Raw genomic sequence first — 20208 nt, forward strand, 5'->3', positions numbered from 1 at the left:
GCGGGGTCAGACGAGCGACGCCGTCGCGGTCGGCGCACCCAGGTCAGACCAGGGCGCGCACGCTCGCGTAGCCCTCGAGGTCGACATCCGGACGGGATGCCTCGCCGCCGAACATCCTCGTGGCGCCCGGACGATCCGACCAGGCGGGCCAGCCGGGGTCGCCGTCGCGGATCAGGCCGACGGCTGAGCCGTGCACGGCGCCCGCCAGTCGACGGGGCGGAGCGTCGCCCGCGATCGCCGTCACACCGGGGGCGTCCAGGCAGTCGAACCAGAACGGCACGTCCAGGCAGTGCAGTGCCCAACCCCGGGCAGGAGACACCCACGAGAACCGATACACCCAGGTGGCAGCAGCGAGGGGCGAAGCCGCAGCGGCCCGCGCCTCGGCGACCTTCACGACCGTCGAGCGGAACACCACATCCGTCACATACCGCCCGAGCACGGCGGCGGTTCCCTTGCGGCGCTGGGCGAAGTTGGCTGCGAGATACGCCGTGCGGGTCTCCTTCCCGACCTCCAGCCGCCCGAGGGCCAGTGAGGCGGGGATGAGCCGCAGCTTCCCCTTGGCGGAGTCGGTGACCATCGTGAACTCGTCGTCGTTCGAGCCGAGCACGAGGGGCTTGTCGGCGCCGACGCCCGCGCGCAGCGACACCAGCGTGGGCTGTCCGATCAGGTCGCCGTCGACCATGGGTCCCCACGACAGGCCGTCCTGCAGCAGGACGAGGATCCCCGCGAGAGGGTTCGAGGAGTCCGCTGTGGCGGCCTTCTCCTGAAGTCCGTGGAGGGTGTCCTCGGCAACGGACGCGAACCCGTCGCGGTTCGGCTCGACCCCCGCGAGGTGCGCGAGTTTGGCGGACAGGGTGCGGGCGCGCTCCGCGCTGACGTCCGCCAGTGCGGCCGACATCGCCCAGGCCGAGTGGAAGAGGTGCTGCGCCTGCGGCATCCCGAGCAGCGTCAGCACGGCGCCGCCACCCGCAGACTGTCCCGCGATCGTCACCCGAGCGGGGTCGCCCCCGAACGCGGCGATGTTGTCGCGGACCCATTCCAGCGCGGCGAGCCAGTCGCGGACGCCGCGGTTCGACGGGGCGCCGGGGATGTGGCCGAAGCCGTCGAAGCCGAGGCGGTACGAGAGCGTGACGGTCACGACGCCGTCGCGATTGAAGGCGCGGCCGTCGTACCAGGGGCTGGCCGGTGAACCGGCCGTGTAGCCGCCGCCGTGGATGTAGACCATGACCGGAAGTCGTGCCTCCGTGTCGCCGGGTACGGGCGTGAACACATTGACGTTCAGCGTGGAGTCCCCCGGGATGGCGGGCTCGGGGATCAGCGTGTCGCCGGGATCGGTGCGGTGAGCCGTAGCGCCGTATTCGTGGGCATCGCGCACTCCGTTCCACGGCTCGGGCGGCAGGGGCGCCGCGAAGCGCAGCTCGCCGACCGGCGCCTGAGCGAACGGGATGCCGAGGAACGCGGCCGAGGCCTCGCGCTCGCCGGGCTCGCCGCGCCAGAACCCGCGCACGTCGCCGGGTGCGATGGTGACGATGGGGCCGTCAGGATGCTGCGCCACGCGTGGCCGCCTCTCGGGGGGAATCGGAATCGGGGTCGGGCTCGGAGCCCGCGCCCGGCCCCGGCGCTTCTCCCGCGCGCGGGTCGAGCGCCTCGAACAGGGCGTCGATCGTGCCGGCCATGTCGACCTCGGGCTCCAGCATCCACTGCACCTGGAGGCCGTCCGCGACCGCCTGGAAGATGCGTGCGAGTGTCGTCGGGTCGATGTGCTCGCTGATCGCGCCGGCGGCCTGCCGCTCGGCCAGCGCGGCGGCGAACACGCTCCGCAGGCTGCGGCCGCGCTCGACGAAGTAGTCGTGGGCGGCGTGCTCGGGGTCGCTCGCGTCGACGGACAGGCGCGCGAACAGCTGCACGAGCCCCGGCACGTCGGCGTTGTGGCGGATGACCCGGAGGTAACCCTCACGGAGGTCACGGGGGTCGACCGTCACGTCCGGCATGGGTGGTGCGAAACCGGCGGAGTCGACCTCGTCGCGCTTGCGGAGGATGGCGGTGAAGAGCTCCTCCTTGCTGTCGAAGTAGTGGAGCAGTCCCGCCTGGCTGAGACCGACGGCATCGGCCAGCTGTCTGACCGATGCGCCGCCGTACCCCTCGCGGGCGATCACCTCGAGCGCGCGCTCGAGGATCTCCTCGCGCTTGGCCACGCCCTTGGCGTAGGAACCCCTGCGTTCCTTCCGGCTGTCTGCCATGGGTCCAGTAAACCGAACGACGCTTGATTTCTCAAAACCAAATGACATATGGTTTTGCTGCGCTCGATGAGGAGCGCCTCTCCACCGAACAGGACCGCACTATGACGATGCCGTCAGACTCCGCCCTCGCCCCCGAACCCGAAGCGGCCGCGCGCGCTCCGATGACCGAGAACACCTTCGTCGCGACCGCCGCGGGCAACGACGACCCGCCCGCGCCCGTCAAGGGCCTCCGCCGCCTCCTCGGCTGGATCATTCCCGCCAACCTCGGCATCTTCCTGATCTGGGGCGCCGTGCCGGGCATCCTCCTGCCCCAGCAGGTCACGGTGGCCCTCGGCGAGGAGAACAAGGTCGCCAACCTGGCGATCATCGCGACCATCGGCGCGTTCGCGGCCATGATCGCGCAGCCGATCGCCGGGCAGATCTCCGACCGCACCCGGTCCCGCTTCGGCCGCCGCGCCCCGTGGATCATGATCGGCGCGCTCGCCGGCGGACTCGCGCTCGTCGGCCTCGCGTTCGCGGACAGCCTGCTCGGCATCGCCATCGCGTGGACCCTCGTGCAGATCTCGTACAACTTCGCCCAGGGTCCGCTGTCGGCGGTGATGCCCGACCGCGTGCTCCTGAAGCGGCGCGGAACGTTCGCCGCGCTGTCGGGGATCGGCCTGATGGTGGGGGCGCTCGGCGGCCAGATCGTCGGGTCGCTCTTCTTCGACAGCATCGCCGTCGGCTACGTGACCTTCGCGGTGATCTCACTCGGCGTCCTGACGCTGTTCGTCGTGTTCAATCCCGACTACCCGAGCACGCGTCTGCAGCCGGAGCCCTTCCACGTCCGCGACTTCCTGCGCACGTTCTGGGTCAACCCGGTCGAGCACCCCGATTTCTTCTGGGCCTTCACCGGCCGTCTGCTCCTGTACACCGGGTACTTCGCTGTGACCGGCTATCAGCTGTTCATCCTCACGGACTACATCGGCATCGAGAAGCCCCAGTCCGTCATCCCGATCCTCGGCCTGCTCAGCCTCGTCGGCATCCTGATCTCCACCGTGGTCTCCGGGCCGCTGTCCGACAGGGTCGGACGCCGCAAGCCCTTCGTGTTCGGCTCGTCGGTGTTCGTGGGCCTGGCGATGCTCATCCCCATCTTCGCGCCCACCCTCGAGGGCTGGATGCTCATGACGTTCATCTCGGGCTTCGGCTTCGGCATGTTCCAGGCCGTCGACACGGCGCTGATGAGCGAGGTGCTTCCCTCCGCGAAGTCATTCGCCAAGGACCTCGGCGTCGTCAACATCGCCGCCACGCTGCCGCAGACCCTCGCCCCCGCGGTCGCGGGCGTCATCGTGCTGTCGTTCGGCTTCGTCGGCCTCTTCCCCGTGGGCATCGTGCTGAGCGTGCTGGGAGCGTTCGCCGTCTGGCCGATCAAGGCGAGCCGCTGACTCCCCGGCGATCTCCCGACAACCCCTGACAGCCCACCCGTCATCCACGAAAGGATGGTCCCCATGACCCACACCACGACCGCAGCCGCCCCCACGGCATCCGTCGCCGACCTCACCCTCGAGGAGAAGGCCTCGCTCACCAGCGGGGCGAGCTTCTGGTACACCAAGCCCGTGGAGCGCCTCGGCATCCCGAGCATCATGGTGACCGACGGCCCCCACGGGCTGCGCAAGCAGCGCGAAGGCGGCGACCACCTCGGGATCGGCGACAGTGTGCCCGCCACCTGCTTCCCGCCCGCGGTCGGCCTCGGCTCGTCCTGGGACGTCGACCTGGTCCACCGCGTCGGTGAGGCGCTCGGCACAGAGACATCAATCGAGAACGTCGGCGTGCTGCTCGGCCCCGGCATCAACATCAAGCGCTCGCCGCTGTGCGGCCGCAACTTCGAGTACCTCTCGGAGGACCCCATCGTGTCGGGTGTGCTCGGCGCGGCGATGGTCCGGGGCATCCAGTCGAAGGGCGTCGGCACGTCGCTCAAGCACTTCGCGGCGAACAACCAGGAGGACGACCGCATGCGGTCCTCCAGCGACGTCGACCCGCGCCCGCTGCGCGAGATCTATCTGCGCGGGTTCCAGCGCGTGGTCGAGGATGCGCAGCCGTGGACGGTCATGTGCTCGTACAACCGCATCAACGGCGTCTACGCGTCGGAGGACCCGTGGCTGCTGACCCGGGTGCTGCGCGACGAGTGGGGCTTCGAGGGTCTGGTCGTCTCCGACTGGGGCGCCGTGAACGAGCGCGTCCCCGGTCTCGCCGCCGGCATGGACCTCGAGATGCCCACGTCGAACGGCGCCACCGACGCGCAGATCGTCACGGCCGTGCAGGACGGCTCGCTCGACGAGTCGGTGGTGGATGTCGCGGCCGGACGCGTGCTCGACCTCGTGGGCAAGGTGCACAGCGGGGCGGGTGCGGCCCAGGGCCCGCTCGATGTCGACGCCCATCACGCGCTCGCCCGTGAGGCGGCCGGTCGCTCCATCGTGCTGCTGAAGAACGACGGCGACCTGCTGCCGCTGCAGCCGCGGCGCTCGGTCGCCCTCATCGGCGGTTTCATCGACAAGCCGCGCTTCCAGGGCGCCGGCTCGTCGATGATCAACCCGACGCGCGTGGACGACGTCGCCCTCGAGATCGTCGCGCAGGCGACCGAGGACTACGTCTTCCAGGCACAGGGCTTCACGCTCAACGGCTCGGGCGACGCCGCGCAGCTGCGCGCCGATGCCGTCGAGCTCGCGGCGAAGAACGACGTCGCCGTGGTGTTCCTCGGGCTCCCCGCGGCCGCCGAGTCCGAGGGGTACGACCGCGAGCACATCGATCTGCCGGCCGTGCAGCTCGAGCTGCTCGACGCCGTGCTCGAGGTCAACCCGAACACCGTGGTGGTGCTCTCGAACGGCGGCGTCGTGACGCTGCCCTTCGCCGACCGCGTGCCGGCGATCCTCGAGGGCTGGCTGCTCGGCCAGGCCGCCGGCGGGGCGATCGCCGACGTGCTCTACGGCGTGGTGAACCCGTCAGGCAAGCTGACCGAGACCATCCCGCATCGCCTCGAGGACACCCCGGCGTTCCTCGACTTCCCCGGCGAGTTCTCGCACGTCCGCTACGGCGAGGGACTCTTCGTGGGCTACCGCTGGTACGACGCCCGCCGGATGGACGTGGCGTTCCCGTTCGGCCACGGCCTGTCGTACACGACCTTCTCGTACGGGGATGCCGCGGCCTCGGTGAACGCCGACGGCGACATCGAGGTGAGCGTCACGGTGACCAACACGGGAGACCGCGACGGCCGCGAGGTCGTGCAGATCTACACCTCGCTGCCGGGCGGGAAGATCCAGCGCCCTATCCGCGAGCTCAAGGCGTTCGCGTCGGTCGCGCTCGCCGCCGGCGAGAGCCGCGAGGTCGTACTGACGGTCCGCCGCAAGGATCTCGCATACTGGGACATCCGGCTCGACGCCTGGGTCGTCGAAGGCGGCGAGTACGTCGTCGACGTCGCTGCGTCGAGCCGCGACATCCGCTCGTCCGTCACCGTGGCCGTCGACGGCGACCCGGTGCAGCTGCCGCTGTCCCGCACCTCGTCGATCGGGGAGGTCATGGCGCACCCCGTCGTGGGCGAGATGGTGCAGGCCGCGATCGCCGAGATGATGAGCGGCATGGACGGCGTCGCCGACATCATGCCCGAGGGCGTCGACGCGTCCAAGATGATGGAGTCGTTCCCGATCGGCCGCGCCGGCATGTTCGCCGCGGGTGACTCGAACGGCGCGATCAACCCCGAGATGATCGACGGTCTCATCGCGATGGCCAACGCTCCGCAGCAGGGCTGAGTTCCACAGCAGATCGGATGCCCCGGCGCGAGCGTGTGCTGGGGCATCCGCGCGTCTGCGGCCGGGCCCGCGCGACTGCCGGTAACCGGCGAACAGGTGACCGGTCACGTATCGTTCACCTGTTCGCCGCCCGGGCCGGGAACGCTGGCGGACAACGTTCCCCCTCCACAGCAAGGTGCACACCCGATGCCTTCCCGCCTGCCTGCCCGCGCGCGCCTGCGCGCTCTCCCCGCCGTCCTGGCCGCGCTCGCGGTCGTGGTCGGCCCTGCGCTGGTCGCAGCGCCCGCGGCCGCCGCGGAAGTCTCTTCGATCGTCGTCAATGAGGTCGAGACCGCCGCCGACTGGATCGAGCTGACCAACGCCGGCGCCGAGCCTGCCGACATCTCGGGGTTCCAGATCAAGGACAACGACGACACGCACATCGCCGCGATCCCCGCGGGCACGACGCTCGCGGCGGGCGCCCACTACGCCGTCGACACCAATGTGGGCGACGCCGGCTTCGGGCTCGGCCGCGCCGACTCCGCGCGCGTCTACGCCGCCGACGGCGCGACGCTCCTCGACTCGTATTCCTGGACTGAGCACCCGTCCCCGAGCTACGGTCGCTGCCCCGACGGCACCGGCGCATTCATCACGACGGTCGCAGCGTCGAAGGGCGAGGCGAACGTCTGCACGCTCGACCCGGCCGATGCGGTCGTGATCAACGAGATCGAGTCCGACGGCGGCACGCCGGGCGACTGGGTGGAGCTCGTCAACACCGCGAACGTCGCTGTCGACCTGTCGGGGGTCCGAATCCTCGACAACGACGATACGCACGTCTACGCGATCCCGGCCGGCACGACGCTCGCGGGCGGCGCTCACCTCGTGGTCGATGGCGCGCAGCTCGGCTTCGGACTCGGCGGTGACGACTCCGTGCGCCTCACCGACGGGGCCGGGATCTCCATCGACGCGCACTCGTGGACCTCCCACGCCGGCACCACCTACGGACGATGCCCCGACGGTGTCGGCGCGTTCGACGTCACCGCCTCCTCGACGAAGGGGGGCGCGAACGACTGCACACCTCCCGTGGCCTCCGCCTCGATCGTGATCAACGAGGTCGAGAGCAACGGCGACGACACCGACTGGGTCGAGGTCTACAACGTCGGCGCTGCGCCCGTCGACCTCTCCGGCGCCCTGTTCCGCGACAACGACGCCACGCGCGTGCCGTGGGCTCTGCCGGCCGGCTCGATCGTGGCGGCGGGCGGCTTCTTCGTGATCGACCAGGCGAGCGGCTCGAACCCGGCCGGCTTCGACTTCGGGCTCGGCAACGCCGACGAGGTGCACCTGTTCCTGCCCGACGGCGTGACCGAGGTCGCGACTCACAGCTGGACGGTGCACTCGGCGATGTCGTACGGACGCTGCCCCGACGGCACCGGCGAGTTCGCGACCACCACCGTCTCGACCAAGGGCGCCGCCAACAACTGCGCGCTGCCGGTCGTCATCAACGAGGTCGAGAGCCAGCCGGTCGACGGTGACGATTGGGTGGAGCTCGTCAACGTGGGCAGCACCGACGTGGATGCCTCGGGCCTGATGATTCGCGACAGCGAGGACGACCACTCCTACGTCCTGCCGGCGGGCACCACTCTCGCTCCGGGCGCCTACCTGGCTGTCGACGCGCTGGGCTACGGACTCGGCGGCGCGGACGCTGTGCGGCTGTTCGCCGCCGACGGCACGTCGCTCCTCGACTCCTACTCGTGGACGGCGCACGCCGCACACACGTACGGGCGCTGCCCCGATCCCCGAGGGGACTTCGCCGCGACCACCGGCGCGACCAAGGGAACGCAGAACCTGTGCGCCGGCGTTGTCATCGACGAGGCATGGCCGGGCGGAAGCGACGTGCGCGTGCTCGACGCCGAGGACACCTTCGCCGGTGACCTCAGCGGGCTCGACTACGAGCCGTCGGGCTCCGCAGCCCTCGGCACGCTGTGGGCCGTGCAGAACGGCGACGGCCTGCTGTACAAGCTCGTCGCCGACGCTGCGGGCGACTGGGCGCCGGCGACCACCGGCGGCTGGGGCCTCGGCAAGACGTTGCGCTACCCCGACGGCACGGGTGCGGTCGACGCCGAGGGCGTGACGGTCGCCGGCGATGATTCGGCCGAAGGCATCTACGTCTCGACCGAGCGCAACAACGACGCGAGTTCGATCAGCCGGCCGGCGGTGCTGCGCTTCGACGCGAGCGGCTCGGGCGTCGAGCTCGCCGCGACGCGCGAGTGGAACCTCGCGGCCGACTTCCCCGGACTCGGCGCCAACGCAGGGCTCGAGGGCATCACGTGGGTGCCGGACGCGTTCCTCACCAGCGGAGGCTTCGTCGACGCGGTCACCGGCGGCGCCTACGACCCGGCGGACTACCCGGGCCACGGCGGCGGCCTGTTCTTCGTCGGAGTCGAGGGCACGGCATCCGTCTACGCCTACGCCCTGATGGCGGACGGCTCGTTCGCCCGCATCGCGACGGTCGCCACGACCTTCTCGCTGGTGGCGGACGTGCAGTTCGACGCCGACCGCGGCGGGCTGTGGGTCGTGTGCGACGAGGCGTGCGACGGACGCACTGCCTTCTACGAGCTCGATGCCGACGCCGGGATCTTCGCGGCGAGCCGCGTCTTCGAGCGTCCGGCGGGCATGGCCAACATCGCGAACGAGGGCTTCGCGCTCGCCGATGACGCTGTCTGCACCGACGGCGTGAAGCCCACGTTCTATGCCGACGATGCCGACACCGACGGCTTCTCGCTGCGATCGGGGACGCTGCCCTGCGAGCTGACCGGCGGTCCGGGCGAGCCCACGCCGACTCCGACTCCGACCCCGACCCCGACCCCGAACCCGACGCTTCCGTCGACGGGTGCCCCTGGTCCAGCCGGCGACGATGAGCTGACCGACGCCACGCGGGGGCCTGTCCAGGCGCCGGACTCCGCCGCCGCGGGTCAGACCGTGACGATCTACGTCGGCACGCAGTACGCCGGTCAGACCGTCTGGGTGTGGCTCCACTCGACGCCGGTCTCGCTCGGCGCCCACGTGGTGGCGGCGGACGGCACCGTCACGGTGACCCTTCCCGCAGGCGTCGAGCCGGGGGTGCACCGCCTCGTGGTGCTCGATGCCGACGGGAACGTGATCGGCTGGACCGAGGTCACCGTCACCGGCGCGCTCGCGGTCACCGGCTCCGACTCGGGCGCGCTGGCAGGCACCGTCGGCGCGGCGCTCGCACTTCTCCTCGCGGGGACGGCCGCGCTCGTGCTGCGGCGCCGCCGAGCCCGGGTCTAGGAACAGCAGAGCGGATGCCCCGGCACGAGTGGTGCCGGGGCATCCGTCGTCCGTCGAATCGGGTGGTCAGCCGATCACGATGCCCTCGACCGGCTGCGGCCCCGCCGTCGCCGGGCGAGGGTCCCGCGTCCCCCAGATCGCGAAGGCCACCGCGGCGAGGGGGAGGAGGAGCACGAGCCCGGGCGCGAGCATGGTTCCGAGAAACGCCGCGTAACCCAGCCCCAGGAGCGCGGCGGTGAGGATCCGCACCGCCGCCGGACCGGGGAGGCGGGCAGCGAGCCACCACGCGATCGCCGCCCCGGTCAGAGCCGCCGAGACCGAGAGGGCGGGCGCCATCGCGTCCCACGACGGGGCCCAGAGGTAGGCGACGCCGATGGCGGCCAGCGACAGCGCGACGAGCGCGAGCGGCCCCCAGGTGGCGAGGGACCGGGGCCGGCGACCTCCCGCGATGAGCGCGACCGCGCCGAGGAACGGCAGTCCGGACAGGGCGGCCAGGCTGATCCCCTGGGCCACCGCCATGGTCCCGTCCGAAGCGCCCGCCGACCAAGCCGTGCCGGTCAGCGCGTAGACGACCCCGGTCACGCCGCCCGCGACGCTGATCCAGGCGAGCTGCCGCGCGAGCCTGCGTGTTCGGGCCGGGATGGCGCGGGAGAGGCGGATCGGGGCGGGAGCGGCTCGCTCCGCCGCGGCCCGTGGGCGGAGCAGCGTGAGCGACAGGATCGCGACGCCGGCAACGGCGATCATGGACACGAACGGCGAGATCAAGCTGATGCCGATGACGGGTGCGGCGATGGCGCCGCACAGCGCCGCGATGAGGCTCGCCGCAGCCCTCGGCAGGCCGGTTCCCGCGAACGCACCGTCGATCAGCACGGCGACCGCGGCGGCTCCCGTGAGCCATGCGGCCAGGAACAGTGGCACGAAGGCGGCGGCGAGACCGGTGGAGGGGAGTCCTTCGTCGGCGAGGTCGAACCCGAGGCTCCACGAGCATTGCGCCAGGAATGCCAGCCCCAGCGCGACAAGCGCCAGCACGGCAGCCGCCAGTGCGCGCGGCGCCGAGACGAATCCGCGCTGCCGCCCGATCGCGATCAGCCCGAACGATGCCAGAGCCGGCACGACGGCGACCGTGAGGAGAGGAAGCACCCACCACAGCCCGGCGGCGGCCAGCGACGCCGAGCCCCACATCGAGAGCGCGCCCGCCACCGCAGCGAGCAGCAAGCCGATCAGCGACGCGCCGAGAGCCGAGGCGGCGTCCATGCGGAACCCCAGCCCGTGGGCGATGGCCGAGCCCCGCTCGCGGGCAGACGGACTCGTCCGTCCTTCGTGCTCGGCGACGTCGAGCATGGTCCCGAGGACGACATCCTCGTTCGCCCGACGCCATGGGCGTGGGTACCAGCGCAGCAGCCGGCGGTATCGGTCCTCGGTCGGCCGGGTCACGGGCGCACCGCCATCGGCGCTCCGAACACCGGCGCACGGCGTGCCATGCTCGCCCGGGCGGCGCGCGCGGCCTGCTCCATCCGCGTGACCTCTTGGTCCAGTCGCTCCGAGCCGGCCGGGGAGATGCGGAAGTAGCGGCGCGCCCGCCCGTTGACCGTCTCCTCGCCGTCGACGACGATCAGCCCGTCGCGCTCCATCCGCTCGAGCGCGGCGTACAGCGAGGTGACACGCAAAGAGACTTCGCCCCCGGATGCCTCCTCCGTCGCGCGGAGGATGTCGTAGCCGTGGCGTCGCTCACTCGCGAGGCATGTCAGGATCCAGAACACCGGTGGCGTCAACTGCGCGGTCATGCACCGAACATACTCCATGGCGAAGAGTATGGTGTGCTCGTTCGACGGCGGTGGTCGCCGACGATCGCCGACCGGATCCAACCGCAGATATCGGGTGCGGTCGAGAGCCGACGGGCAGGCTTGATGCGAAAGGGGAGGCCATGATCGCAGAACTCAACCGACTGGTCGAGGTCGTCGAGGAGCAACTCGTCGACGAGATCGACGTCTCCGGCCTGGCGAGCAGCCTCGGCACCACGGAGTACCACCTCCGGCGGATGTTCTCCGCGCTGGCGGGAATGCCGCTGTCCGAGTACGTCCGTCGACGCCGCATGTCGGTGGCCGCTGCCGACGTGCTCGGCGGCGACGAGGACCTGCTGACCATCGCCGTGCGGTACGGCTACGGCTCGACCGAGGCATTCGGCCGCGCATTCCGTTCCGTGCACGGCGTCGGGGCGGGCGACGTGCGTCGCAACGGCGGCCCCCTTCGCATTCAACCGCAGCTCAGGTTCCGCCTGACCGTAGAAGGGAAGACCACCATGGACACCCGTATCGCCGATCGCCCGGCATTCCGCCTCATCGGCTACGCCGCCCGCGTTCCGCTCATCCATGAGGGGCCGAACCCCCACATCCAGGAGCACATCGCCTCACTGCCGGTCGCCGAGCACCAGCGGCTGAAGGAGCTCAGCGAGACCGAGCCCGCGGGGCTCCTGCAGGTGAGCGCAGACGTCGACCCGGACTACGCCGAGGGCAGCGAGCTCACGTACCTCCACGGTGTCGCCGTCGCCGAGGGGACGCCGGTGCCTGAGGGCCTCGACGCGATCGAGGTCCCAGCCGGCGCATGGGCGGTGTTCCTGACGACCGGCCCCTATCCGGCGGCGCTGCAGTCCACGTGGGCGGCCACCGCCACAGAATGGTTCCCGTCGAATCCCTGGCGGCTCCGGCCGGGCCCATCGATCGTCGCGGTCCTCGACCGCGCCGACGACTTCAGCACGGCGACCTGCGAGCTGTGGCTCCCGGTGGAGCGGGGGTGACCGGCGGCTGTCCGCGGCGGCGCATAGGCTCGCGCTGTGGCAACGCTTGACGATGTGCGGCACGTGGCGGCGGGGCTTCCCGGGAGCGAGGAGCGCTCGACCACCGGGGGCGCCGCCTGGTTCGTCCGCGGCAAGCTGTACGCGTGGGAGTGCCACCCGTGGCCGAGCATTCCCGCCGACATGCGCGAGATCATCGCGGCCGAGCTCGTCGTCGGCGTCAAGGTCGCCGACCGGATGGACGCACTGGCCCTCGTCGAGATGGCGCCCGACGTGTTCCTGCGCAGCACGACGGGCTGGGGCGAGCCGAAGGTGGCGTTCCGCATGGCGGCCATCGACGAGGATCATCTGGGCGAGCTGGTGACCGAGGCGTGGCGCGTGCAGGCTCCGAAGTACCTGCGGCTCCGGCTCGATGAAGCGGGCGGCTGACACCGCCGCCGCTCACCGCGGGGAGACGACCACGTGCACCGAGTCGCCGATGCCTTTGCCGAGCCGGGTGCGCACCTTGGCGCTGAGGGAGATCATGTGACCGCCGGTTCCGGTGACCATCGCGCCGACGTCATCCAGCCGGACCTGGTCCACGAGCGCATCGACACGCACCGTCTTTCCGGTGCCGAAGAAGTCCGCAGACCCGGGGATCTCGACGCACGCCCACGTCTCGCCCTTCACTTCGACGCCGATCGGAGCGTCGAAGCGCAACTCGTTCTCTGCCATGTGCACATGCTAGCCAGCGCTCCGGCGCGGCTGAGCCGGGGTCGGCGCCGACCTCGTGCACACAGGACGGATGCCGCAACCCCTGGGGGCTGCGGCATCCGTCGTCCGTCGGGTCAGGAGTGGAGGAAGCCCAGGAGCGCCTCGTTGACCTCGGCGCCGTGCGTCCAGAGCATCCCGTGCGGAGCGCCCTCGAGCTCGATGTACGTCGCGTCGGGAAGGAGCGTGCGGAACCGGCGTGCGGTGGCGTCGATCGGCAGGATGTTGTCAGCGGTGCCGTGGACGATGAGCGCCGGCACATCGATCGAGCCGATGTCCGAGCGGAAGTCCGTCGGCCACGTCAGCGGCGCGGCCGAGAGGCCGGCGTTGCTCGCCTGGTTCGCCACCGCGATGCTCGCGTCGACGGCCTCCTGCGAGATGCGCGAGCCGAGGTTGTCGTCGAGGTTGTAGAAGTCCTTGAAGAACCCGGTGACGAAGGCATAGCGGTCCTCGCGCACCGATGCCGCGATGCCGTCGAAGAAGTCCTGCGGCCCGGCGCCGTCGGGGTTGTCGTCGGTCTTGAGCAGGTACGGCTCGAGCGAGCCGAGGAACGCGACCTTCGCCACGCGCGCGCTGCCGTAGCGGGACAGATAGCGCGCGACCTCGCCGGTGCCCATCGAGAATCCGACGAGCACGGCGTCCTGGAGGTCGAGGTCTTCCATGAGGGCGTGCAGGTCGGCGGCGAACGTGTCGTAGTCGTATCCCGAGCCCGCCTTCGACGACGCGCCGAACCCGCGGCGGTCGTACGCGATCACGCGGTAGCCGGCCTCGAGGAGCGCCGCCTGCTGCTTGCCCCAGGATTCGCCGTTCAGCGGGAACCCGTGGATCAGCACGACCGGCTGGCCGACGCCCTGATCGGTGTAGTAGAGGTCGATATCGGCCGAGTTCTCGGTTCCGACGGTGATGTACGCCACGTGTCGCTCCTTCTGGACGGAGGGGAACGGATGCCTCGGCCCACCTTCGACGGTAGGCCGCGGCATCCGTCCCCGCCAGGGGTTGACGATGAGGGCGCGGTGAATTCCGGGTCGTCAGCCGTCGCGTCCGGCGCCCGCGGACGGTGTCACGGGGAAGATCGTCGGGGCGGCGAAACCGGATGCTGCGAACGCGGCGGTCACGGCATCCGTCACCGCCTGCACGTCGGCGTGGGCGACCAGCGCGATCGCCGCACCGCCGAAGCCGCCGCCGGTCATACGGGCGCCGACAGCTCCGGCACGAAGTGCCGCGTCGACAGCGGTGTCGAGCTCTGGAACCGAGATCTCGAAATCGTCCCGCATCGACGCGTGCGAGGCCACGAGGAGGTCGCCGATGGCGGCAGGACCCTGCTCGCGCAGCGTCCGAACGGTGTCGAGGACGCGCTGGTTCTCGGTCACGACATGGCGGACGCGGCGGAAGGTCACGTCGTCCATGAGTTCGGCGGCTCGTGGCAGGTCGGCGACCGTGACGTCGCGGAGGGCCCGGACGCCCAGGAGCTCGGCGCCGAGCTCGCAGGAGGCCCGGCGATCGCCGTAGCCGCCGGTGGCGTGCGAGTGGCTGACGCCGGTGTCCATCACGAGGAGCTCGAGTCCGGCCGCGTCGAATCCGAGGTCGACCACGACCGCGTCGAGCGTGCGGCAGTCCAGGAAGATCGCGGCGTCGGCGCGGCCGAGCATCGAGGCCATCTGGTCCATGATCCCGGTGGGGGCGCCGACCGCCTCGTTCTCGGCGGTGCGCCCTGCCTGGGCGAGGGCGATCCGGTCCAGCCCGAGTCCCCACGTCTCGGCCAGCGCGGAGGAGGTCGCACCCTCGATCGCCGCCGACGACGAAAGGCCCGCGCCGACCGGCACATCGGAGGCGAACGCCAGGTCGACGCCGACCACGGAACCGGCGCCCTGCCCCGACGCGGCCAGGAGGGCCCAGGCCACACCGAGGGGATAGCGCGCCCACTCGACGACCTCGTCCCGGCGTGCGGGGAAGAGCGCGTCGAGCTCGGCGAGGGACACCTCGACGGCGCTGTCGTCGAACGTCGAGACGACGCGGATGACGCCGTCGTCGCGCGTGCCCAGCGCGACGTGCGTGCGGTGCTGGATGGCGAACGGCAGCACGAATCCGTCGTTGTAGTCGGTGTGCTCGCCGATGAGGTTCGCGCGCCCGGGGGCGGACCAGGTGCCGGCCGGCTCGGCGCCGAACCGCTCGGCGAACAGCCCGCGGGCCCGGGCGGCGGTGTCGATGGCGTGGACGGTCACAGGGTCTCCTCGGCAATGGTGGTGACGGCGTCGCGCAGACGGGCGGCGGCCGACTCCGGGGCGACGTCGCCGATCCAGGCGCCCATCGCGGCCTCGGAGCCCGCCAGGAACTTGAGCTTGTCGGCCGCGCGGCGAGGCGAGGTCAGCTGCAGCTGCAGCCGCACCCTGTCACGGCCACGGTTCACAGGAGCCTGATGCCAGGCGGCGATGTACGGGGTGGGGGAGGCGTACAGCGCATCGACCCCGCGGAGCAAGCGCAGATAGAGGGGTGCCAGCTCGTCGCGCTCGGCATCCGTCGTCTCCGACAGATCGGCGACATGGCGGTGCGGGAGCACATGCACTTCGAGCGGCCACCGTGCCGCGAACGGCACGAAAGCGGTCCAGTGCTCGCCCTGGAGGATGACGCGCTCGGAGCCGCGCTCGAACTCGAGGATCCGCTCGAAGAGGTCGGGACCCTCACGGTCGATCGACGCGAGCAGGGTGGCGGTGCGGGGCGTGATGTACGGGTACGCGTAGATCTGGCCGTGCGGGTGCGCGAGGGTCACGCCGATCGCCTCGCCGCGGTTCTCGAACGGGAACACCTGCTCGACGCCGGGAAGCGCGGACAGCGCCGCGGTGCGGTCCGCCCACGCCTCGATCACCGTACGAGCGCGCGTGGCGGTCTGGGTGCCGAACGAGCCGGAGTGGTCGGGACTGAAGCAGACGACCTCGCAGCGTCCGACCGACGTGCGGGTGCGGCCGAGGCCCGGCGCGTCGAGATCGTCAAGGCTCTGCGGGGCGTCGACGCCGGCCGGGGCGTCGTCGTGGGCGGAGGCGAGGGCCGGCCCGAAGGACGGCGACTTGTTCTCGAACACCGCGACGTCGTACCGCGACGGGATCTCGGACGGATTGGTCGCGGTCTGCGGGGCGAGCGGGTCGAGCTCGGCCGGCGGCAGGAAGGCGCGGTTCTGGCGCGCGGCCGCGATGGAGACCCAGTCGCCCGTCAGCACGTCGCGGCGCATGGTCGCGGTGTCGGGCCGGGTCGTGGTCTCGCGGGCATCGATCGCCCGCTCGGCTCCGAGCGTCGTGCCGGGATCGTCGTAGTAGATGAGCTCGCGGCCGTCGGACAGACGCGTCGACCGCTTGACCACTCCGGCGCCGAGCTCTTCCGTGCGCAACTTCGCTGTGTTCACGTCAACACGGTAGCAACAGGGCCGTGGTAACGTCAACATCACCAGGTGAACGAGAGGGATTCATGGAGCGACGAGTGTCGATGGCCGACGTCGCCGCGGTCGCGCACGTCTCCGGGCAGACCGTTTCCCGCGTCGTCAACGCAAGTCCTCGCGTCGACCCCGACACCCGCGCCCGGGTCGAGGCCGCCATGGCCCAGCTGGGGTATCGCCCGCACCGCGCGGCTCGGGCGCTCCGCACCGGTCGCACCCAGACGATCGGGCTCCTGGTCTCGACGCTCGCCACGGTGGGCAACTCCCGCATGCTGCAGGCGGTGGCGGATGCCGCGGCCTCCCGCGGGTACGCCCTCACCGTGGTGACGCTCGGCGCCGTCGCCGAGGTGTCCGCCGCTTTCGAGCGCCTGAGCGAGCAGGGCGTCGACGGGGTCGTCGTGCTCAACGAGGCCACCGCGGCCGCCGGCGAGACCCCGGCCCCCGCTGGTCTCCGACTCGTGGTCGTGGATGCTCCGCCCGACCGCGATGCCCGTGGTCGCGCGGGCATCGTGCAGTCCGACCACGCCGCCGGGGCGCGGACGGCGACCGCGCACCTTCTCGGCCTCGGGCATCGGACGGTGCACCACCTGGCGGGCCCGGCAGGGTCGTTCGCGGCCGCCGAGCGCGAACGCGGCTGGCGAGAGGCGCTCGCCGCCGCGCGGGTCGAGCCGCCTCCGATCGCGCGAGGGGATTGGACCGCGGCATCCGGATACGCGGTCGGCGCCGGGCTCGCCGCCGACCCCGAGGTGACCGCCGTCTTCGCGGCGAACGACCAGACGGCACTCGGGGCGATCCGGGCCTTCGAGGAGGCCGGACGCCGGGTGCCCGACGACATCAGCATCGTCGGGTTCGACGACATCGCCGATGCCGCTGACTACCGCCCTCCGCTCACGACCGTGCGCCAGGACTTCGATCGCCTCGGCGAGCTCGCGGTCGCCGCGCTCGTCGCGGGGATCGAGGACGGCGAGGCCGGGTTCGAGATCGTGCCGACCGCGCTCGTGGTGCGCGAGAGCACGGCCCGCCCCCCGGCGTGACGCCGGGGCTCTCGTCCTGCTGAGACACGGCGTACCGCCTGGGAAAGGCGGCGGCGCACCGTTTCCCGGCCGGATTGTCGTTTCTGAGCGGATGCCGCGGTTCTTGTTGTGCTGCGACAGGGCGTACCGCCTGGGAAACGCGGCGGCGCACCGTTTCCCGGCCGGATCGTTGTTTCTGTGCGGATGCCGCGACCTGACACGAGCCCAGATCGCGGCGCGTCGGTATCATCGACTGAATCGGAGAACGCTTTCCGCAACGCCGAGCCCGCGGCAGAGGAGAATGACGCCATGGTCCACACCGTCGTGATCGCTCCGGACTCCTTCAAGGGCACGATCGGCGCAGCGCACGCGGCCGCGGCGCTCGGCGACGGGTGGCATCGCGTTCGACCGCACGACATCGTGCGCCTGCTCCCGATGGCGGACGGCGGCGAGGGCACCCTCGACGCGTTCGCGACCGCCCTGCCCGGCGCGCGACGCATGCCGATCACGGTCACGGGGCCCGCAGGGACGCCGGTCGAGGCATCCTGGCTCCTCCTGCCACCCACCGCGACGGACCCCGGCGGGATCGGCGTCGTCGAGCTCGCGAGCACGAGCGGCATCGAGCTGCTCGGGACTCCGCCGCGGCTGCGTCCGCTCGACGCCGGCACCCGCGGGTTCGGCGAGGCCATCGCGGCTGCGCTCGCGCACGGGGTCTCGCGGCTCGTCCTCGGCATCGGGTCGAGCGCCTCCACCGACGGCGGCACCGGCATGCTGACGGCCCTGGGCGCGCGATTCACGGATGCCGCGGGCCACCCGATCGCGCACGGCGGCCGGGGCGTCACCGTCGTGGCCGCGGCAGACCTCTCCGGCCTACCGCCGCTTCCGCCCCGCGGAGTGACGGTGCTCAGCGACGTGACCAATCCGCTCCTCGGTGCCTGGGGCGCGGCCGCGGTCTTCGGGCCGCAGAAGGGCGCCGCGCCCGGGGACGTGCTCGCCCTCGACGGCGGGCTGTCGCGCCTCGCCGCCCTGCTGCCCGCCGACCCCGACGTACCCGGTGCCGGCGCGGCGGGGGGCACCGGGTTCGGGCTGCTCGCATGGGGAGCCACCCTCGTGCCCGGGTCGGCGGCCGTCGCCGAGCTCGTAGGACTGGGCGCCGCGGTGGCGGAGGCATCCGTCGTCGTCACCGGCGAAGGCTCCTACGACGGCCAGTCGGCGGCGGGCAAGGTGCCCGCGCACGTCGGTGCGGTGGCCGCATCGGCCGGAGTCGGCGTGGCACTCGTGGCGGGCCGCATCACCGGCGACGCCGATGTCAGCGGGTTCGCCGCGACGGCATCGCTCACGGAGCTCGCGGGCTCCGGCGCGGCGGCGATGGGCGAGCCCGCCCGCTGGCTCGCCGAAGCCGGGGCGACGCTCGCGCGCGCTCTCGGCTGAACCGTGCCGCGCGCACGCCCTGCGCGGCCGGGTCAGGGAACGCGCAGCACGCCGTTGCGGCGGTGGGGCAGAGTCGCGAGCTCGTCGTCCCGCAGCTGCGACGGCAGCAGGTGCTGCGGGGCGTCCTGGAACACCAGGGGCCGGAGAAACCTCCGGATCGCCGTGGCGCCCACCGAGGTGTGCAGCGACGTCGTGGCCGGCCAGGGCCCGCCGTGGTGCTGCGACCAGGTGACCGCGACCCCGGTCGGCCAGCCCGCGAAGAGCACTCGTCCGGCCTTGCGCTGCAGAATCTCGACCACTGCGGCGACGTCGTCTCCGGCCTCGCTGTGCAGCGTCGCCGTCAGCGAGCCCGGCACGGCGTCGAGTGCGGCCAGGAGCTCGTCCTCCGACGCGTACCGCACGAGGAGTGTCACGGGCCCGAAGCACTCCTCGAGGAGCGCTTCGGGGCGGGCGGCGACGGCTGCGGCATCCGTCGACAGCACGACCGGCTGCGCCGAGCCCTCGGCGCCGGCGAGGCCCTGTGCCACGACCGACACCGACGGATCGGCTTCGAGGTGTGCGATGCCCTGCGGGAAGGCGTCGGTGATGCGGTCGGTGAGCAGCGGCCCGCCGGCGACACCGGTGGCGAAGCCGGCGACGAGGTCTTCGAAGCCGGCGCCGGCCGGCACGAACACGACGCCGGGCTTGGTGCAGAACTGCCCGACGCCGAGGGTGAACGACCCCACGAGTCCCTGCGCGAGGGCCTCGCCCCGGGCTGCGACGGCCGCCGGGGTGACGACGACCGGGTTGACCGATCCGAGCTCGCCGTAGAACGGGATGGGGTCGGGGCGTCCCGCTGCGAGGTCGAACAGCGCACGGCCGCCGCCGATCGAGCCGGTGAATCCGGCGGCCTGCACGACGGGGTGCTGCACCAGGGAGTTGCCGGCCTGACGGCCCTCGACCAGCGCGAGTGAGCCCGCCGGTGCGCCGGCTGAGACGAGCGCCTCGGCGACGATCGCGGCGGTGCGCTCCGACAGGCGCGGGTGGCCGGAGTGCGCCTTGACGATGACGGGGTTGCCCGCGGCGAGGGCGGAGGCGGTGTCGCCCCCGGCGACGGAGAAGGCGAACGGGAAGTTCGAGGCGGAGAACACCGCGACAGGTCCGACGCCGGTGAGCGTGCGGCGCAGTTCGGGTCGCGGCGGGGTGGCCGAGGGGTCGGCGTCGTCGACGGTGAGCTCGAGGTACGAGCCCTCCTCGACCACCGACGCGAACAGCCGCAGCTGTCCGGTGGTGCGGCCCACCTCGCCGCGCAGCCGCGTCTCACCGAGTCGGGTCTCCTCGTCGGCGATGGCGACGAGCTCATCGCTGTGCGCATCGAGGGCGTCGGCGGCGGCGCGCAGCCACGCGGCGCGCTCCGCGGCCGACGAGACGCGCCAGACCGGGGCGGCCGCCGCCGCAGCGCGGGCGAGGTCATCGAGTTCGGCGTTCGTGGTGGTCATGAGATCTCCGG

At 71.9% G+C, this 20208-nt stretch carries 15 protein-coding genes and 1 pseudogene; 7 read left to right on the forward strand and 9 right to left on the reverse strand.

Annotated features, from left to right (window positions below; all coding sequences use genetic code 11):
- Window positions 1-43 precede the first annotated feature (43 nt).
- The gene (locus SOM19_RS02880) at window positions 44-1555 is read right to left on the reverse strand and encodes a carboxylesterase/lipase family protein (protein WP_320485045.1); all 1512 of its coding nucleotides are present in this window, start codon (window positions 1553-1555) and stop codon (window positions 44-46) included.
- The gene (locus tag SOM19_RS02885; RefSeq protein WP_320485046.1) at window positions 1539-2240 is read right to left on the reverse strand and encodes a TetR/AcrR family transcriptional regulator; all 702 of its coding nucleotides are present in this window, start codon (window positions 2238-2240) and stop codon (window positions 1539-1541) included. The genes SOM19_RS02880 and SOM19_RS02885 overlap by 17 nt, the downstream gene beginning before the upstream one ends.
- A 101-nt stretch (window positions 2241-2341) precedes the next feature.
- Between SOM19_RS02885 and SOM19_RS02890 the strand changes: the two genes are divergently transcribed.
- The 3 genes from SOM19_RS02890 (at window position 2342) to SOM19_RS02900 (ending at window position 9310) form a co-directional block, all read left to right on the forward strand.
- Window positions 2342-3664: an MFS transporter gene (locus SOM19_RS02890; RefSeq protein WP_320485047.1), complete on the forward strand. Its 1323-nt coding sequence runs from the start codon at window positions 2342-2344 to the stop codon at window positions 3662-3664.
- A 63-nt stretch (window positions 3665-3727) separates the two neighbouring features.
- Window positions 3728-6022: a glycoside hydrolase family 3 C-terminal domain-containing protein gene (locus tag SOM19_RS02895; RefSeq protein ID WP_320485048.1), complete on the forward strand. Its 2295-nt coding sequence runs from the start codon at window positions 3728-3730 to the stop codon at window positions 6020-6022.
- Between the two features lie 186 nt (window positions 6023-6208).
- Entirely contained in the window at window positions 6209-9310 is a 3102-nt protein-coding gene (locus tag SOM19_RS02900; protein WP_320485049.1) for a lamin tail domain-containing protein, read from the forward strand.
- 66 nt (window positions 9311-9376) lie between these two features.
- Here the strand turns inward: SOM19_RS02900 and SOM19_RS02905 are convergent, their stop codons facing one another.
- Both SOM19_RS02905 and SOM19_RS02910 read right to left on the reverse strand, forming a co-directional pair.
- Entirely contained in the window at window positions 9377-10744 is a 1368-nt protein-coding gene (locus tag SOM19_RS02905) for a hypothetical protein (RefSeq protein ID WP_320485050.1), read from the reverse strand.
- Window positions 10741-11094 carry a PadR family transcriptional regulator gene (locus SOM19_RS02910; RefSeq protein WP_320485051.1) on the reverse strand — a complete coding sequence of 118 codons (354 nt, stop codon included), beginning with the start codon at window positions 11092-11094 and terminating at the stop codon, window positions 10741-10743. Before SOM19_RS02910 ends, SOM19_RS02905 begins: the two co-directional genes overlap by 4 nt.
- 140 nt (window positions 11095-11234) lie before the next feature.
- Between SOM19_RS02910 and SOM19_RS02915 the strand changes: the two genes are divergently transcribed.
- The gene (locus tag SOM19_RS02915; protein WP_320485052.1) at window positions 11235-12104 is read left to right on the forward strand and encodes an AraC family transcriptional regulator; all 870 of its coding nucleotides are present in this window, start codon (window positions 11235-11237) and stop codon (window positions 12102-12104) included.
- Window positions 12105-12140: 36 nt separating this feature from the next.
- The gene (locus SOM19_RS02920; protein ID WP_320485053.1) at window positions 12141-12530 is read left to right on the forward strand and encodes an MmcQ/YjbR family DNA-binding protein; all 390 of its coding nucleotides are present in this window, start codon (window positions 12141-12143) and stop codon (window positions 12528-12530) included.
- 12 nt (window positions 12531-12542) lie between these two features.
- Here SOM19_RS02920 and SOM19_RS02925 read toward each other — a convergent pair whose 3' ends face one another.
- The 4 genes from SOM19_RS02925 to galT all read right to left on the reverse strand — a co-directional run bounded on the left by SOM19_RS02925 (window position 12543) and on the right by galT (window position 16245).
- Complete coding sequence (locus SOM19_RS02925) at window positions 12543-12815, reverse strand: DUF1905 domain-containing protein (RefSeq protein ID WP_320485054.1); 273 nt, start codon at window positions 12813-12815, stop codon at window positions 12543-12545.
- A gap of 113 nt (window positions 12816-12928) precedes the next feature.
- Window positions 12929-13765: an alpha/beta fold hydrolase gene (locus tag SOM19_RS02930; protein ID WP_320485055.1), complete on the reverse strand. Its 837-nt coding sequence runs from the start codon at window positions 13763-13765 to the stop codon at window positions 12929-12931.
- 114 nt (window positions 13766-13879) lie between these two features.
- Window positions 13880-15073, reverse strand: coding sequence for a galactokinase (gene galK / locus SOM19_RS02935; protein ID WP_320485056.1), 1194 nt, complete (start codon window positions 15071-15073; stop codon window positions 13880-13882).
- Window positions 15070-16245 (reverse strand): galactose-1-phosphate uridylyltransferase, encoded by a 1176-nt coding sequence (gene galT, locus SOM19_RS02940; RefSeq protein ID WP_320485057.1) that lies wholly within the window; start codon window positions 16243-16245, stop codon window positions 15070-15072. The genes galK and galT overlap by 4 nt, the downstream gene beginning before the upstream one ends.
- Before the next feature lie 62 nt (window positions 16246-16307).
- On the opposite strand from galT, the gene SOM19_RS02945 reads away from it, so the two are divergent.
- Window positions 16308-17309, forward strand: a complete 1002-nt coding sequence (locus SOM19_RS02945) for a LacI family DNA-binding transcriptional regulator (RefSeq protein WP_320485058.1) — start codon at window positions 16308-16310, stop codon at window positions 17307-17309.
- Window positions 17310-17597: 288 nt separating this feature from the next.
- The gene (locus tag SOM19_RS02950; RefSeq protein ID WP_320485059.1) at window positions 17598-18719 is read left to right on the forward strand and encodes a glycerate kinase; all 1122 of its coding nucleotides are present in this window, start codon (window positions 17598-17600) and stop codon (window positions 18717-18719) included.
- Window positions 18720-18751: 32 nt separating this feature from the next.
- On the opposite strand, the pseudogene SOM19_RS02955 reads toward SOM19_RS02950, so the two are convergent.
- Window positions 18752-20206, reverse strand: a pseudogene (locus SOM19_RS02955) (aldehyde dehydrogenase (NADP(+))); the annotation flags it as partial.
- Between the last annotated feature and the right edge of the window lie 2 nt (window positions 20207-20208).

The sequence above is a fragment of the Microbacterium sp. CFBP9034 genome (assembly GCF_034045255.1).
Lineage (GTDB): Bacteria > Actinomycetota > Actinomycetes > Actinomycetales > Microbacteriaceae > Microbacterium.

Bases quoted from the DNA above. Each gene is read 5' to 3' on its own strand.
- SOM19_RS02885 (WP_320485046.1), bottom strand. From the start codon at position 2,240: ATGGCAGACAGCCGGAAGGAACGCAGGGGTTCCTACGCCAAGGGCGTG.
- SOM19_RS02890 (WP_320485047.1), top strand. From the start codon at position 2,342: ATGACGATGCCGTCAGACTCCGCCCTCGCCCCCGAACCCGAAGCGGCC.
- SOM19_RS02895 (WP_320485048.1), top strand. From the start codon at position 3,728: ATGACCCACACCACGACCGCAGCCGCCCCCACGGCATCCGTCGCCGAC.
- SOM19_RS02900 (WP_320485049.1), top strand. From the start codon at position 6,209: ATGCCTTCCCGCCTGCCTGCCCGCGCGCGCCTGCGCGCTCTCCCCGCC.
- SOM19_RS02910 (WP_320485051.1), bottom strand. From the start codon at position 11,094: ATGACCGCGCAGTTGACGCCACCGGTGTTCTGGATCCTGACATGCCTC.
- SOM19_RS02915 (WP_320485052.1), top strand. From the start codon at position 11,235: ATGATCGCAGAACTCAACCGACTGGTCGAGGTCGTCGAGGAGCAACTC.
- SOM19_RS02925 (WP_320485054.1), bottom strand. From the start codon at position 12,815: ATGGCAGAGAACGAGTTGCGCTTCGACGCTCCGATCGGCGTCGAAGTG.
- SOM19_RS02945 (WP_320485058.1), top strand. From the start codon at position 16,308: ATGGAGCGACGAGTGTCGATGGCCGACGTCGCCGCGGTCGCGCACGTC.
- SOM19_RS02950 (WP_320485059.1), top strand. From the start codon at position 17,598: ATGGTCCACACCGTCGTGATCGCTCCGGACTCCTTCAAGGGCACGATC.